Genomic DNA, 14,499 nt, shown 5'->3' on the forward strand with positions numbered 1-14,499 from the left:
ATGTCGCCGGTGGCTGGGACAACCAGCAGTGGCGCCTCGGGACCGAACTGGCCGTGCGCATGCCACGCACCGAGCGGGCCCCGGCCCTGCTGCGCACCGAGCAGAAATGGCTGCCCGTTCTCGCTGAGCGCCTGCCGCTGCCCTCGCGGCGCCCGTGTGGCAGGGCGCGCCGACCTGGCTGCATCCCGCCAACGTGGTCGTGCGGGAGGGGACGCTCTCCGGAGTGATCGACTTCGGCGAGCTGTGCGCGGGCGATCCCGCGACCGACCTGTCAGCCGCCTGGATCCTGCTGCCCACAGGCACCGTCGGCCGGTTCTTCGGCGCCTACAGGGACGCGGACGAGGCCACTATCGCGCGGGCTCGCGGCTGGGCCGTCCTCCGCGCGCTGCACCTGATCCACATTGGACGCAACGGCAGGCTCGGTCTCCCCGGCGGCAAACCGACGTGGGAACCGGCTGGCTGGGCGGCGCTCGAACGCGCCTTGAACTGACCGGGAACCGTCAGCGCGCGGTTCGTGCGCGCGAACTCTGGATGGTCGCCCGAAGGGCCTCGTCGGTCGGGGTCGGGTCGATTCCGAAGGCGGTTGTGGCGGCGGACGAATCGAGAATGAATGGCCGTCGCAGCTGATATTGCATTTCGATCATCTCGCGCGCGGCCGGGTTGAAAAGCCCGGCGACGCGGAGTGCGAAGGCGGGCATCGCGGTCACCCGGGCCGGCGGGGCTCCGGCGAGTTCGGCGGCGCGAGTGGCGAGTGCGCGGATGGACAGCGCCGGCGCGGTGGGAACGTGCCAGGGTCGGCCCCAAGCGTTCTCGTCGGCCGCGACCGCGACCAGCGTGCGTGCCACGTCACCGGTGTAGGTCCAACTGTGTGGCGCGTCCAGATCGGCCGGCACCGAAGCGCGCCGGCCGGCGAGCACCTTGGGGAGAACCATGACAGTGAACGGGGAAACCGCGCCCGCACCAAGGTAATCGGACCCGCGGACCTCGGCGGTGCGGATCCGGCCGGCTTTGTGCGCGGCCAATGCGTCGGCCCACAGTTCGGCCCGCACCTCGCCCTTCACGGAGTTGGGACGCAGCGGTGTTTGCTCGGTCATCGGGGCATCGACTTTGCCGTAGCCGTAGAGGTTTCCGGTGGTGACGAGCACCGCGCCGCTGGCCTCCGCGGCGTGGATGAACGCGGCGCCGAGCGGCGGCCACTCGGCGCGCCAGCGGTGATAGGCCGGGCCCACGCAGCAGTACAGAGCGACGGCGCCTTCGGCGTGCCGGGCGAGGGTGGCCGGGTCCGCCGCGTCCGTGGCGATGCGCTCGATGCCCTTGTGGTCCGGGCCTCGGCCGCTGCGGGTGAGGAGGCGGACGTGTTCGCCCCGGTCAGCGAGCAGCCGGGCGGTGGCGGTGCCGATCGGGCCGGCCCCGGCGATGACGTGCACGGACATGCGAAAACACCTCTACTGGTCGTAGCGAGAACAATGTTCTCTAATAGGTACACCGTACTCACGCGACAGGCCGCGAGTCAAGAACACCGTTCTCGTCTGGTTCAGGTGTTCTCGGAACTGTGCGACACTGTGTCCATGTCCGCACCGTCGTTGCGTGCCCGGGTACGCGCGGAAATGAGCCTGGAGATCAAGGAAGTCGCCCGCCGGCGGCTGGCGGTGGACGGCGGGAACCTGTCCCTGCGGGCGGTGGCCAGGGACATGGGCATCGTCGCGTCGGCCCTGTACCGGTACTTCCCGAGCCGCGACGCGCTGCTCACGGCGTTGATCACCGACGGGTACGAGGCGCTGGGCACCGCAGCGGCCGAGGCCGAAGCGGCCGTACCTCGCGATGACCTGCGCGGCCGGTGGCTCGCCGCCTGCACCGCGGTACGCACCTGGGCGCTCTCGCATCCGGCCGAATACTGCCTGCTCTACGGCGATCCGGTGCCCGGTTACGCGGCGCCGCAGGAGACCGTCGCGCTGGCGGCACGCGTGGTGTTCCTGCTCGTGGACATCATCGTCGACGGCGCGGAGCGGCTGGAGCCGGTGTCATCGCCGGTCCCCGAACGGGTCCGCGCCGACCTGCGCCGCCTGATCGACCAACGGGACGGTGACCTGCCGGAGGAACGACTCGATCGCGTGTTCGTCGGCTGGACCCACCTGTTCGGCCTGATCAACTTCGAGGTCTTCGGCCGCCTGGACGGCACGATCGAGGCGCGTGCCGAATACTTCGAGCACCACATGGCCCTGATGGCCGACCTGGCCGGGATCCCGCGCTGACCGTCAAAACCCGCGTGCTTTCGCGGCTCGTTCGATCTCCGCGGTCCGGGCTTCCCAGAAGGCCGCGTCGCGCCGCGGGTTCGGGTATCCGGCCGCTGTTCCTGTTGCGCCGTCGAGTTGTTCACGCAGGATGTCGGCGTGTCCGGCGTGCCGGCTGGTTTCGGTGAGCATGTGGACCAGCACGTTGAACAGCCTGACGTTGGGGCGCGGCCACCAGGGCACGCGGCCCGGTGCGTCGATCGCGAGCGCGGTGATGGTCGTGTCGGAGTGCTCCCAGACGCGTCGGTAGCGGTCGGTGATCTCCTCGCGCGTCTCGTGCTCGGTGGCCCACATGTCGGTGCCGCGTTGCCCGGTGTCGTCCCATCGGCGCAGGGGTTCGGGAATCTCTCGCAGATCGCTGTACAGGTACTCCTTCGATCACGGGGGCCTGCCTGTCATGCACTGCCGGCGGACTCAACCAGGTGCCAGCACGCGGCTGGCCCCAACGCGTTGCCAGCGGACAACGGTTCACCACGTGCGCCCTTCGCCGAGCAACGTGTCGTGGACCAGGTGTACGTGGGGATTGGTGCCGGTCGCCGAGCGCCGGACCAGGAAGCCGGTGTTGATGGGTGGGTCCTCGGGATCGTTGAGCAGCTGAAGGGCGCCGGAGGCCAGTTCCGCGGCGCACAGGTAGCGCGGCAACACCGACCAGCCCGCGCCAGCAATCACGGCCGCCAATACGCCGCGCAGGTCGGGGATCACGACCGCCGGGCTGGTGGTGAGGCGGCGGCCGAAGACGTGGCGCCAGTAACGGCGGACGATCGGCAGGTCCTCCGCGTACGCGATCAACGGTGCTTGCTCGGGGTCCAGTGGGCCGGCCGCGACCAGCACGAACTCCTCGTCGGTCAGCGGGGTGGCGAGAAGCGTGCGGCCGCGCGGGCGCACCGGGGAGATCAGCAGGTCGAACCGGCCCAGCCGCAGGCCCTCGAGCAGGTCGTCGGCGAGGCCGGCGGTGACACGCAGCCGGATGCCCCGGTTCACCAGTGGGGCCAGGGCGGGCATGACCCGAAGGGCGAGCAGCTCGGCAGGCCCGGCCAGATGGACCGGCTCGGGTGGCACCTCCGGCGTCGACGACGGGGTGAGCGCCTGCGCGAGGGCATCGAGCGGACCCGCGACCCGGGCCGCCAGGTCGTCGGCGACCGCGGTCGGCTGCACACCGCGCGGCATCCGTTGGAACAGCTGGCGTCCGGACTGCTGCTCCAGCGCCTGGATCTGGCTGGTGACCGTCGGCTGTGACAGGCCGACATCGCGCGCCCCCGCGGTGATGGAACCGGCTCGGTAGACGGCGAGGAAAGTCCGCAGCTGATCCAGTCCGGCATTGGAAAACCTATCGGCCATACCGAAGAGTCTATTGGCAAGCCGATCTTCACTGGACCTACCGTTGCGGCCGCAAACAGGTAAAACCCAGTAGGAGCAGACGATGGCGAAGATCTTGTTCGTGATGAGTGCCGCCGACCATTGGACGCTCAACGACGGCACGCGACACCCGACCGGCTTTTGGGCGGAGGAGTTCGCCGTCCCGTACCAGGCGTTGGTCGAAGCCGGGCACACCGTCGAGGTGGCCACCCCGGGCGGGGTGGCGCCGACGGTGGACAAGGGCAGCCTGAACGGCCAGGAGGCGCCGGTCGTGCCGGTGCCGATCCGTCTGGAGGACGTCGATTTCGACGCGTACACCGCGATCTTCTATCCCGGCGGTCACGCCCCGATGGAGGACCTCGCGCACAACAGTGAGTCGGCGGCGCTGATCGAGAGGGCGCTGACGACGGGTAAACCGCTGGCCCTGGTCTGCCACGGAGTCGCCGCCCTCGCGCCGGTCGACGCGAAGTTGCTCGCCGGGCGCCGGGTCACCGGGTTCAGCAACGCCGAGGAGCAGCTGGCCGGCCTGGCCTCGAAGGCGCCGTTCCTGGCCGAGGACCGGCTGGTCGCGCTCGGCGCCGACTACAGCGCGGGCGAACCGTTCCACCCGCATGTGGTCGTCGACGGCACGCTGATCACCGGTCAGAACCCGCCCTCGTCCGCGGCGATCGCCGCTGAGCTGCTCAAGGTCGTGTCCGCGTGAAGGCCGTCGAGATGAAGGCGTACGGCGGGCCGGAGGTCCTGGTCCCGGCCACCCGGCCGGACCCGGTCCCGACCGGTGACCTGGTGCGGGTGTCGGTGGAGGCCCGCCCGGTTCACCCCGTCGAGGTCGCCACCCGCAGCGGCCAGATGGCCCCGATGATGCCCTGGCTGACGCTTCCCACGGTCCCGGGCTGGGGCTTCGCTGGCGTCCTGCTGGACGACGCCGGCACGCTCCGGGCGGGCACGCGCGTGGCGGGTTTCCTGCCGTGGATCACCATCGGTGGCAGCCAAGGCAGCTACGCCGACATCGTTCTCGCCGACCCGGCCTGGTTCGCCGCCATCCCCGACGCCCTGCCCACCCCTGAGGCGTCGACCCTGCCGATGAACGGCTTGACCGCCGAGCAGGCCCTCGACAACCTCAAGATCACCGCCGATGACACGCTGCTGGTGACGGGGGCCAGTGGTGCGGTCGGCAGCCTCGCCGCCCAGCTGGCCGCCCGCCGCGGCGCCACGGTGCTCGCCCAGGCCTCCTACGGCGATGAAGCGTTCCTCGCCGACCACACGGTGATCCAGCGCGACGCCGACGTCGTCGCCGCGGTCCGCGACATCCTGCCCGGTGGCGTCGACGCCGTCCTTGACGCGGCGATGCTCGGCGCGCCCGTGCTCGCGGCGATTCACGACAACGGCCGCTACCACGCCCTGGTCGAAGCGTTTGCGCCCGCCGGCGAACGCGGCATCGAGATACACACCCTGTGGGCACAGCCCGACGCGCCGGCCCTGTCCCGGCTGCTTCACGCCGGGCTGACCACCCGCATCGCGCACCGGCTACCGCTGGAGCAAGCCGCCGAAGCGCATCGGCTGGCCGAGCGGCGCGGCGTGCGCGGCGCGGTCCTGCTGGTCCAGACCTGACACCTGTCCACGGAACAAAGGCGACGCATGACGACAACCGACCTGCCCGGCGGTACCTACACCGCGGCCGGGCTCGAATTCCCCCGCACCGGATACGGCGCGATGCAACTGGCGGGCCCCGGTGTACTGGGGCCGCCGAAGGATCACGAGAACGCGATCCGGGTCTTGCGGACCGCGGTCGAGCTGGGTATCCGGCACATCGACACGGCCGACTTCTACGGACCGCATGTGGTCAACGACCTGATCCGGGAGGCGCTGCACCCGTACCCGGAGGACCTGCTGCTGGTCACCAAGGTCGGCAACAAACGTGACAGCGAGGGCGGCTGGCCCGAGGACCGCGAACCCGACGCGTTGCGCCGGCAGGTGCACGACAACCTCCGGCGTCTCGGCGTGGACGTCCTCGATGTGGTCAACCTGCGCATGGGTGGCCTGATCGCGCCTGAACCGGGCCCGATCGCCTCGAAGTTCGAGGTGCTGGAAGAGATGCGGCAGCAGGGCCTGATCCGGCATCTGGGCCTGAGCAATGTCACCTACGACCAGGTGATCGAGGCTCAGGCCGTGGCACCGATCGTGTGCGTGCAAAACCTGTACAACATCGCTCACCGCCAGGACGACGCGCTGATCGACTACACCGCCCGGCAGAACATCGCGTTCGTGCCCTACTTCCCGCTCGGCGGTTTCACGAAGCTCCAGTCGGCCACTCTCGACACGATCGCGACGTCGCTGGACACCACACCGCACGCCGTCGCCCTGGCCTGGCTGCTGCAACGCTCGCCGAACACGCTGCTGATCCCTGGCACGTCCTCGATCACCCACCTGCACGGCAACATCGCGGCTGCCGCCCTCACCCTGCCGGCGACCGCTGTCAAGATTCTCGACGACCTGGCAGAAAAGGATGAACAATGACCCTGACCCGAGACGAGCGCGTGGCCCGCGCGGTACGCATCGGCGAGCTGGCGGTCTCGGGTGCCGCCGCGGAAGCCTTCGCGGATGTCGTCGACATCGAGAAGTTCCGTTTCCACGGCCCGGACGGCGCCGAGTCCGACCACGCCGGACTGGTCGCCTACTTCGCCACGCTGCGCGCCGCTTTCGACGACCTGACCCTCACCCGCGGCATCATGCTGGCCGACGGCGACTACATGGCCTATCAAACCCGCTTCGAGGGCACCTTCGCCCGCGAATTCACCGCGTCACCAGTAGGCCCGCTCCCGCCGAACGGCCGGCATCTCGGATGGGATGTCATCAACATCGTCCGCCTCGACGACCAAGGCCGCGTGGTCGAGGAGTGGGTTCAGTACGACAACCGCAGCTTCCTGCGCGCGCTCGGCGCTGGAGAGCGCTGACTCAGGTTTGCGCGTGAGTGAGCACGTGGATCGGCTCTCATCCGCAGCTGAGTCGTCAGGCGTCACCGCTCTCGAAGACGCGACCGTCGGTGGACTCGTCGACCGAGTCGACGTCCGGGATGGCAACCATTCGCGCGATCAGCCCGTCGTCGTCGAAGGTGAAGATCTCGGTGCTGGAGAGCTCGAACGCCTTCCCGCCGGCGACACCGAGCTGATGCCCGTCACCGATACCGGCGCGGAACTGCACGCCGACATGCTTTCCGAACACGGTCATCGGCCCGATGCGCCGCAGCTTGGCGATGTTGCGGGGGATGGCGAAGAACGAGCTGATCGCTTTCTTGCCGACGATCGGATCGGCGCCGATGGGGTCTTCGATTTCCGCGTTCTCGCCGAACAACGCGGCCATCGCGACGGCATCGTTGCTGCGGCACGCCTGCAGGTACCGGTCGACGGCGTCCATCATCTCGCGTCGTGTCACAAACCAGCCTTTCGGTGTGCGTACTGGCTGAACTAGTCGCGCCCGCAGGAACCGGCTTCGTTGCTGACGTTCCCAGCCCTCCAGCATCGCCTCGAACACCGCCGTCGCCTCGTCCAGAACCGGTAGGCCTAATTCGCCGGGCGGCCGGCGCCGACGTAGTCGTCGCCGGCTACGTGGTAGGTCGCGATCTGGATCGCCATGCCCTGGGTCGGGGCGTTGATCATCAGGCCGTTGCCGATGTACAGGCCGACGTGGTGGATGCGGGTCGCGGGGTTGCCGTAGAAGACCAGGTCGCCCATCTTCGGTTCGCCCACGACGGCGGGCTCGGTGCGGAACTGCGAGTCCGCCGTCCGCTGCAGTGAGACCCCCGCGCTGTCGTACGCGGCCTTCGTCAGCCCCGAGCAGTCGAAGCCGGCGGCGCCCGCGTCGGGACCGTTGCCGCCCCATACGTACGGCAGGCCGATCTGGTCGAGCGCGAACCGCACCGCGCGGATCGACGGGCCGGCCGCTGTCTGCGGCGCGAGCGACAGCGCCGCGTACAGCTGGGCGTTGCCGAGGACCTGCTGGCGGAACAGGTCCGAGTCCCGGTAGCTCGCGATCGCGTTCCACCACTGGGTGCCCGCCTGCAGGTCGGTGCCGTTCGCACACAGCGTGCGTCCCGCCGCGACCGCCGCGTCGTCGATGTTCTGGATGTTCCCCTGGCCGCGCTGCCACTCCTTCGGCGTCAGCTGCATCGGCCCGCTGCGCTTCTCGTTCGCCGCCTCACCGGCCGCGCCCTGCAGCGGCACTGACCCCAGCGCCTTCTGTGTCACCCCGTTGCCGTCGATCGCGTCGCCGCCGAACCGTCCGTGATCGGCGCTCGCCTTCCCGATACCCGCGAGCGTGACCCAGGACAGATGGCAGTTCGGCTGTTCCTTGCGCAGCGTCAGCTCACCGGTGGCATACCCCATCAGCGTGCGCTCGGGAATGTCCAGCGGCCCACTCAACCCGGCCGCCCACTTCTCCAGTTCGCTCTTGCCTTGCTGCTGCGGCGCTTGCGCCTGCACGGGCGCGCTGACCTCGAGCACGGACGGCCCGGCCGCGGCCGCCGCGTTGCCCGCGGGTGCCGGCGCGGCCTGCGGCGGGAGCGGGGGCTGCTGCGGCTTGCGCGCGAGAATCCAGCCACACGTCGCCAGAGCGCCCACCAGGATCAGCGCGATCAGGGCCCGGCCCGCCACGGCGCGACCCCACTTCGGGAAACGAATGGTCACCTGCCACACACTAGGGAACTTCGATCATTTACAACGAGCGAACCGGACTTTCGTTATTAGGCTCTCAGCATGACCGACATCAACACGGCGCGATTGCGGGCCGATCTCGCGGGCACCTATGCCCGTGTCGACGTGGTGCGCAGCACCGGTTCGACCAACGCCGACCTGCTGGCCGCGGCCTCCGGCGGGGCACCCGACCGGACCGTGCTGATCGCCGGGGAGCAGACCGCCGGCGTCGGCCGCCGCGCCCGCTCGTGGGTGTCACCGGCCGGCGGTCTGTACCTCAGCGTCCTGGTGCGCCCGCACGGCGTCGCGTTCGCCGACCTCGGTTCGCTGGCTCTTGTCGCCGGGCTCGCGGTCACCGATCTCACCGCCGACCTCGGTGTCGACGCCACTCTCAAGTGGCCCAACGACGTGCTCGCCGGGCCCGATCGCGGGAAGTGCGCGGGGATCCTGGCCGAAGCCGTCGCCGGTGAGGAGTCCGCGGTCGTGCTCGGCATCGGGCTGAACGTGCAGCCGCTCGGCCCGGGGGTGGAACCCGGCGCGGGCGGGCTCTCGCCGACCTCGCTCGCGGAGAACGGTGCCCGCACCACGGACCGCGCCGAGATCGCCTCGGTCCTGCTTTCCGCGCTGGCACAACGGGAAAACCGCTGGCGCGACGCGGGCGGTGACCTGTCGCGGGCCGGTCTGATCGAGGACTACCGCGCCCGGTGCGAGACGCTCGGCCAGCAGGTGCGGGTGCTGCTGCCCGGCGACGCCACGCTGCTCGGCACGGCCACCGACGTCGACCCGGCCGGGCGGCTCGTGGTCGCCGACGAACAAGGCAAGGCACAGATGGTGTTCGCGGGGGACGTCGTCCACCTGCGGGCGGTACCTTGACCTCACCAGTACCCGAGAATCGGAGCGAGCCGTGGCGTACCCGGAGGATCTGCTCAGTCAGAACGAGCAGGTCGTTGTGCACAGCCATCCGCATTTCAAGATGCTGATCTGGCCGGTGTTCTGGCTGATCGTGACGGTCGGTCTGGGCGTCTGGCTGTACACCCTCGTCGACGGGGTCACCGCGGGCTGGGGCCGGATCGCGGAGATCGCCATCGGCGTGGTCGCGCTCGTGCTGGTCTGCTGGCTGTTCATCGCGCCGCTGATCCGCTGGCGCACCACGCATTTCATCGTCACCACGGACCGGCTGATCACCCGCGAGGGTGTGCTCAAGCGGGTCGGCATCGACATCCCGATGAGCCGGATCAACAGCGTGCAGTTCGAGCACGGCCTGGTGGACCGGATCTTCGGCTGCGGCACGCTGGTCATCGAATCGGCCTCGCACGAGCCGCTGCGCTTCGACGACATCCCGCACGTCGAGCGGGTGCACACGGTGATCTACCGCGAGGTCAACGACAACCCGTACGACGATTTCAACGGCGAGGACACCCACCCGTACCGGGGACGGCGCTGACATGGGTGCCCGGGAACTGGGCCTGCCGCAGCACGCGCCGGCCTCGGGGCTGCCGTCCCGCGTCACGATCTGGGAGGTCGGGCCGCGCGACGGGCTGCAGAACGAGAAGGCCGTCGTGCCGGTCGAGGTCAAGGTCGAATTCCTGGACAGGCTGGCCGGAACGGGCCTGACCGTGCTGGAGGCGACGAGCTTCGTCTCGCCGAAGTGGGTGCCGCAACTCGCCGACGCCGAGGAGTTGCTCGGCAAGCTGGAGCGCCGTCCCGGGGTGCGCTATCCGGTGCTGGTGCCGAACGGGCGCGGGCTCGAGCGCGCGCTGGTCGCCGGCTGCACGGACATCGCGATCTTCGCCAGCGCGACCGAGACCTTCGCCCGGCGGAACCTGAATTCGGGCCTGGACGCGCAGTTCGACATGTTCACGCCGGTCATGGTGAGCGCGCGGGACGCGGGCCTGGACGTGCGCGGGTACCTGTCGATGTGCTTCGGCGACCCGTGGGAGGGGCCGGTGCCCTACGGCCAGGTGGTCGCGGCCGGAAAGCGCTTACTCGACCTCGGCTGCTCGCGGCTTTCGCTCGGCGACACCATCGGCGCCGCGACCACCGGTCAGGTCGAGGGCCTGCTCATGGCTTTCGCCGACGCGGGGATCGGCCCGGAGCGGCTGGCGGTGCACTTCCACGACACCTACGGCCAGGCGCTCGCGAACACGCTCACCGCGCTACGCTGCGGGGTGTCCACTGTGGACTCTTCGGCGGGTGGGCTCGGCGGCTGCCCGTACGCGGAGTCGGCCACCGGCAACCTCGCCACCGAGGATCTGTTGTGGATGCTCGAAGGGCTCGGCGTCGAGACCGGGGTGAACCTGGACGAGCTGGTCGCGACGAGTGTGTGGCTCGCGGAACGGCTCGGCCGGCCGAGCCCGTCGAGGGTGGTCAACGCGCTGGCGAGGTGACGATCAGCGCTTTTTCCGGATCGGGAACCTGGGCGGCTCCGGCCGCGTCGGACCTCCAAGCCGACCGCTGTACTACCGAGGAGGGGTGCCGTGAGCGAGCACCGCGCGCAGGTGGAAGAGCTACTGGCCGACTACCGGCGCAGCAGAGAACAGCTGGCCTCGGTGCAGCAGGAGCTGAGCGCCGTGACGGCGTCGGCGAGCGATCCCGACCGGGTGATCACGGCGATCGTGGGGCCGCGCGGCACGCTCACCAAGCTCGACATCTCCGACGAGGCGTACCGCCGCTACCGGCCGGCCCAGCTGGCCGAGCAGATCGTGCGCGTGACCGCCGCCGCCACCGTCCGCGCGCTGGGCGACGCCGCCGAGATCATGGCGCCGGCACTGCCCGCCGGCACCGATCCGCAGGCATTGTTGCTCGGCACAGCGGATCTCGCGCCGGCTGAGGTCTCGCGGCCCAGACACGCCCTCGAAGAGGACAGTTACGAGGACGAGAACTGGGTCACCCGGTGACCGCCTTCGAAGCGGACGCCGACCGGCTTTCCGCGCACGCCAAGGACTTCGCGCCGATCGTCGACCGGGCCACCCGGATCTCGGCGGAGCTGGAGCAGGCGCTCGGCGGCGCGCCGTGGGGTGACGACGTCGTCGGGCGGAGCTTCTCCGCCGCGCACACCGCGCCGGCCGCGGATGCCCTCGATCGGGTGAAGGGCCTCGCGGACGGGCTCGGCGGGGCGGGCGGCTCGTTCGCCGAGGCGGCGCGGCGCTACCAGGCCGGCGATGCCGCCGCGGCGGACACGATCAGGGACGCGTAGATGGGGATCGAGCTGCCCCCCGAGCTGGCCGGTATCGCGGCCAAGACCGGGCTGAGCTGGCCGCAGGCGGATGAGGACAAGCTGCGCGAGCAGGCGGACGCCTGGCGTTCCGCGCAGTCGAAGCTGCACACGCTGGCCGCCGACGCCGACAAGACGGCCGGCGGCGCAACCAGCGCGTTGACCGGCCCGTCGGCGGACGCGGCGCGGACCATGTGGTCGGGGTTCGTCCATCCCGACAACGGCAAGCTGACGGTCGCCGCGCGGGGTGCGGGGGAGGCGGCGGACCGGCTGAGCCATGCGGCGGACCAGGTCGGCGCCGCGAAGGTCGAGATGGTCCGGCAGCTGGTCGACGCCGCGAAGAACAACGACGCGGCGGAGACGGCGGCGTCGGCCGGGCATCCGACGGCACTGCTGGGCCTGGATACCGTGCTGCACGGGACGGCGGCGAACCTGTCGTCGCTGACGCACGGCCTCGCGGGCGCGGTCGGTCCCGGAGGTGGGGGAGGTGCGCCGGACTTGGTGGATCCGAATCCCGGGGCGAGGTCGCCGCACGGTCAGGGCGGGTTGCTGAGCGCGGTGACCGGTGTGCCGGAGAAGTTGCTGGGGCCGGGGCCGGACCATGGATCGTCCTTTTCGGACAGTCCGCTGCTGCGCCCGGTGACGGATGTGGTGAGCGGCACCGTGCGGGGTGTCGGCGATGTGGCCCAGCCGGTGGTCGATACCACCGGCGGTGTGGTGCACGGGGCGACGCATGCCGCCGGTGGTCTGGTCCATGGGGCCGGTGAGGTGGCCCGGCCGGTGGTGGACACCGCGGGTGGTGTGGTGCCCGGGGTTGCGGATGTGGCCCAGCCGGTGGTGGGCGCCGCGACCGGCGTGGCTCAGCCAGTGGTGGATACTGCGGGTGGTCTGGTCCACGGGGTCGGTGAGGTGGCGCGGCCGGTGGCGGATACCGCGGGTGGCGTGGTGCGTGGCGCCGGTGAGGTCGTGCAGCCGGTCGTGGGCGCCGCGAGTGGCGTGGCGCAGCCGGTGGTCGATGCCACGACCGGCCCCGGGGCCGGTGATTTCGCGCGGCCGCCCGCGACGCCGCTGGGCGACGTTCCCCAACTGCAGCCCGCACCGCCGGGTGGCATCGCGGTGCACGGCGAACCGGCGGATCTGGGCACGGGGCCCATCCAGGCCGGGCACTACGGGGGTTTCCTTGCCCAGCAAGGTTTCGACGACGTACCGACCCCGCCCGCGGGCCACCGCCTTCCCGGCGGCACGGTCGCGTCGGGCTTCGCCGATGGCACCTACCAGCCGGCGCCCACGGTCCAGCCCGGCTACGCCCCGCCCGTCGCACAGCCCGTCGCGCCACCGATCCAGCCGCAACCCGGCGGTGCGTTTCCCGGACCGCCGCCGGTAGCCGCGGCGCCACCCGTCGCGGGAGCCCCGGCACCCGCACCCGTCGCGCCCCCGGTCCGTCCGATGCCGCCCGCCGTGCAACCGATGCGGCCGGCCGCACCGCCGATGCCCGGTCCGATCGGTGGCATCGCGCCGCCGGGACGCTCGGCTGAAGCCCCACCGCCGGGACGCTCGGCTGAAGCCCCACCGCCGGGGCGCCCGGCCGAAGCCCCACCGGCGAGTGCGCGGCGCGTCCAGATGCCACCGGGCCCGGGCACCGACCCCATCCGGCGCCCGGTCAACCCGCCCGCGATCCCTTACGCACCACCACAACCGCCACCACCGCTCGGTGCGCCGAGGCAGGAGCGCGAGAGCATCGTGGCGCTGTTCCTGGTGCACATGTTCCCGATCGGCCACCTGCCGGTCGCGACCGTGCGCCCCGCCCGCCAGCTGCCCGTGCCGCCGCCCGAGGTCGACTACGCGCCGGGCCTGCGCTTCCCGCCGCACGACCATCCGCGATCGGACCTGATCGACTCGGGTGACGCGCTGGACATGGTGCGCGAGGGGTTCAGCCGCCTGCCCTCGCCCGCGCTCCAGCCGCCCGCGGCGCTGACCGAGGGCCACGACCCGTTGGGCGGCCTGAACGAACGCGACTGGGATCGCCGGTTCCTCGCGGGCGTCCGACAGTCCATTCCGGAATATGCCTGGCCGCCGGGCGAGCTCTACCCGGAAGGCGGGCACGAGGACGGCGAACCCGAAATCCTGCCCGAGGGCACGATGCTCGACCGGTTCGGCGGTATCCACGGCCGGGTCTTCGCCCCGGACGGCACCTTGTACGTCAAGCGTTCCCTGCCGCCCTCGGCGCTGGAAAGGGAGTACCGGCGGTACCGCGTGCTCAAGGACGTTCCACTGTGGACAGCCGTGTCCGCGCCGTGGTTCGGCCAGCCCGGCGGCGGGATCCGGTACCGGGCCGTCTATTCCGCCGACGAGCTGGTGACCATGGGATATCTGGCCCTCGAGGAGGGGGAGTGAACGTCGAATCGATCGTGCGCTGGCTGGAGTCCATCGGCGTACCGCACGAGGTGGTTTCGATCGGCGCCGAGGCGGACAACGCGTGGTGCCTGCTGCGTGTCGACGAGTCCGAAGAGGGCACCCCGGTGTGGGAGGTCTTCTGGCGCGAACAGGGCAACCGCTACGACTGGGCGCGCTTCACCAACGAACAGGTCGCCTGCCACTACCTGTTCGGCAGGCTCGCCTGGTCGCAGGTCGCCCGCGGCGCGGTCGGGCTGCTGCCTACCCCCTGACGTCGTGCAGGTGATGGACAGGGTCGTGGATGAAGTAGCGCGCGAACGTGTCCACAGTGAACTGTGCGCCGTCGCTTCGGCTGCCGGTGCGGGTCCACGCCGAGTCCGGCACCGCGGCGAAACCCTCGGCCAGCAACGCTGGCGCGTCAGCGAGTTCGGCCGCCACCTGCTCCGGATCCTGCGCGGCGTCGTCGTCCTCGACCGCGGTCCGGTCCTGGTCCCAGTTCGGGAACTCCGGGTCGTCGCGTCGAAGCTCGCGGTGTCGCGCCCGCACTCGGGGCACG

At 70.9% G+C, this 14,499-nt stretch carries 20 protein-coding genes; 14 read left to right on the forward strand and 6 right to left on the reverse strand.

The window, feature by feature from the left end; translation table 11 throughout:
• Positions 1–53 precede the first annotated feature (53 nt).
• Positions 54–227 (forward strand): hypothetical protein, encoded by a 174-nt coding sequence (locus LOZ83_RS40925; RefSeq protein WP_374202742.1) that lies wholly within the window; start codon positions 54–56, stop codon positions 225–227.
• Entirely contained in the window at positions 155–490 is a 336-nt protein-coding gene (locus LOZ83_RS33255; protein WP_236795732.1) for a phosphotransferase, read from the forward strand. Before LOZ83_RS40925 ends, LOZ83_RS33255 begins: the two co-directional genes overlap by 73 nt.
• 10 nt (positions 491–500) lie before the next feature.
• Here LOZ83_RS33255 and LOZ83_RS33260 read toward each other — a convergent pair whose 3' ends face one another.
• Positions 501–1,433: an NAD-dependent epimerase/dehydratase family protein gene (locus tag LOZ83_RS33260; protein ID WP_236795733.1), complete on the reverse strand. Its 933-nt coding sequence runs from the start codon at positions 1,431–1,433 to the stop codon at positions 501–503.
• Positions 1,434–1,568: 135 nt separating this feature from the next.
• On the opposite strand from LOZ83_RS33260, the gene LOZ83_RS33265 reads away from it, so the two are divergent.
• Positions 1,569–2,252 (forward strand): TetR/AcrR family transcriptional regulator, encoded by a 684-nt coding sequence (locus LOZ83_RS33265; RefSeq protein WP_236795734.1) that lies wholly within the window; start codon positions 1,569–1,571, stop codon positions 2,250–2,252.
• Positions 2,253–2,255: 3 nt separating this feature from the next.
• Here the strand turns inward: LOZ83_RS33265 and LOZ83_RS33270 are convergent, their stop codons facing one another.
• Together LOZ83_RS33270 and LOZ83_RS33275 are read right to left on the reverse strand one after the other, a co-directional pair.
• Positions 2,256–2,657 carry a DUF664 domain-containing protein gene (locus tag LOZ83_RS33270; RefSeq protein WP_308190364.1) on the reverse strand — a complete coding sequence of 134 codons (402 nt, stop codon included), beginning with the start codon at positions 2,655–2,657 and terminating at the stop codon, positions 2,256–2,258.
• Between the two features lie 102 nt (positions 2,658–2,759).
• Entirely contained in the window at positions 2,760–3,629 is an 870-nt protein-coding gene (locus LOZ83_RS33275; RefSeq protein ID WP_236795736.1) for a LysR family transcriptional regulator, read from the reverse strand.
• 82 nt (positions 3,630–3,711) lie between these two features.
• Between LOZ83_RS33275 and LOZ83_RS33280 the strand changes: the two genes are divergently transcribed.
• The 4 genes from LOZ83_RS33280 to LOZ83_RS33295 are packed head-to-tail and all read left to right on the forward strand — an operon-like array spanning position 3,712 to position 6,601.
• Positions 3,712–4,350 carry a type 1 glutamine amidotransferase domain-containing protein gene (locus tag LOZ83_RS33280; protein ID WP_236795737.1) on the forward strand — a complete coding sequence of 213 codons (639 nt, stop codon included), beginning with the start codon at positions 3,712–3,714 and terminating at the stop codon, positions 4,348–4,350.
• Positions 4,347–5,258 (forward strand): NADP-dependent oxidoreductase, encoded by a 912-nt coding sequence (locus LOZ83_RS40610; RefSeq protein ID WP_236795738.1) that lies wholly within the window; start codon positions 4,347–4,349, stop codon positions 5,256–5,258. The genes LOZ83_RS33280 and LOZ83_RS40610 overlap by 4 nt, the downstream gene beginning before the upstream one ends.
• A 27-nt stretch (positions 5,259–5,285) precedes the next feature.
• A complete protein-coding gene (locus LOZ83_RS33290; protein ID WP_236795739.1) occupies positions 5,286–6,164 on the forward strand; it encodes an oxidoreductase in 879 nt (292 codons plus the stop codon).
• Positions 6,161–6,601, forward strand: coding sequence for an ester cyclase (locus tag LOZ83_RS33295; protein ID WP_236795740.1), 441 nt, complete (start codon positions 6,161–6,163; stop codon positions 6,599–6,601). The genes LOZ83_RS33290 and LOZ83_RS33295 overlap by 4 nt, the downstream gene beginning before the upstream one ends.
• 55 nt (positions 6,602–6,656) lie before the next feature.
• Here the strand turns inward: LOZ83_RS33295 and LOZ83_RS33300 are convergent, their stop codons facing one another.
• Both LOZ83_RS33300 and LOZ83_RS33305 read right to left on the reverse strand, forming a co-directional pair.
• Positions 6,657–7,079, reverse strand: coding sequence for a nuclear transport factor 2 family protein (locus tag LOZ83_RS33300; protein WP_236795741.1), 423 nt, complete (start codon positions 7,077–7,079; stop codon positions 6,657–6,659).
• 128 nt (positions 7,080–7,207) lie between these two features.
• On the reverse strand, positions 7,208–8,329 hold the full coding sequence (locus tag LOZ83_RS33305; RefSeq protein ID WP_236795742.1) for a bifunctional lysozyme/C40 family peptidase: 1,122 nt from the start codon (positions 8,327–8,329) through the stop codon (positions 7,208–7,210).
• 69 nt (positions 8,330–8,398) lie between these two features.
• Between LOZ83_RS33305 and LOZ83_RS33310 the strand changes: the two genes are divergently transcribed.
• The 7 genes from LOZ83_RS33310 (at position 8,399) to LOZ83_RS33340 (ending at position 14,215) form a co-directional block, all read left to right on the forward strand.
• Positions 8,399–9,208 carry a biotin--[acetyl-CoA-carboxylase] ligase gene (locus LOZ83_RS33310; RefSeq protein WP_236795743.1) on the forward strand — a complete coding sequence of 270 codons (810 nt, stop codon included), beginning with the start codon at positions 8,399–8,401 and terminating at the stop codon, positions 9,206–9,208.
• Between the two features lie 31 nt (positions 9,209–9,239).
• Positions 9,240–9,779 (forward strand): PH domain-containing protein, encoded by a 540-nt coding sequence (locus LOZ83_RS33315; protein ID WP_236795744.1) that lies wholly within the window; start codon positions 9,240–9,242, stop codon positions 9,777–9,779.
• A 1-nt stretch (position 9,780) separates the two neighbouring features.
• The gene (locus LOZ83_RS33320; protein ID WP_236795745.1) at positions 9,781–10,722 is read left to right on the forward strand and encodes a hydroxymethylglutaryl-CoA lyase; all 942 of its coding nucleotides are present in this window, start codon (positions 9,781–9,783) and stop codon (positions 10,720–10,722) included.
• Positions 10,723–10,812: 90 nt separating this feature from the next.
• The gene (locus LOZ83_RS33325; RefSeq protein ID WP_236795746.1) at positions 10,813–11,232 is read left to right on the forward strand and encodes a YbaB/EbfC family nucleoid-associated protein; all 420 of its coding nucleotides are present in this window, start codon (positions 10,813–10,815) and stop codon (positions 11,230–11,232) included.
• Entirely contained in the window at positions 11,229–11,531 is a 303-nt protein-coding gene (locus tag LOZ83_RS33330) for a hypothetical protein (protein WP_236795747.1), read from the forward strand. Before LOZ83_RS33325 ends, LOZ83_RS33330 begins: the two co-directional genes overlap by 4 nt.
• On the forward strand, positions 11,532–13,943 hold the full coding sequence (locus LOZ83_RS33335; RefSeq protein WP_236795748.1) for a glycohydrolase toxin TNT-related protein: 2,412 nt from the start codon (positions 11,532–11,534) through the stop codon (positions 13,941–13,943).
• The gene (locus tag LOZ83_RS33340; protein ID WP_144646174.1) at positions 13,940–14,215 is read left to right on the forward strand and encodes a hypothetical protein; all 276 of its coding nucleotides are present in this window, start codon (positions 13,940–13,942) and stop codon (positions 14,213–14,215) included. The genes LOZ83_RS33335 and LOZ83_RS33340 overlap by 4 nt, the downstream gene beginning before the upstream one ends.
• Here the strand turns inward: LOZ83_RS33340 and LOZ83_RS33345 are convergent.
• Positions 14,205–14,498, reverse strand: a complete 294-nt coding sequence (locus LOZ83_RS33345; RefSeq protein WP_236795749.1) for a hypothetical protein — start codon at positions 14,496–14,498, stop codon at positions 14,205–14,207. The two genes, LOZ83_RS33340 and LOZ83_RS33345, sit on opposite strands and share 11 nt — an antisense overlap.
• Position 14,499: the final 1 nt, after the last annotated feature.

It is taken from the genome of Amycolatopsis sp. GM8, assembly GCF_021653975.1.
Taxonomy (GTDB): domain Bacteria; phylum Actinomycetota; class Actinomycetes; order Mycobacteriales; family Pseudonocardiaceae; genus Amycolatopsis_E.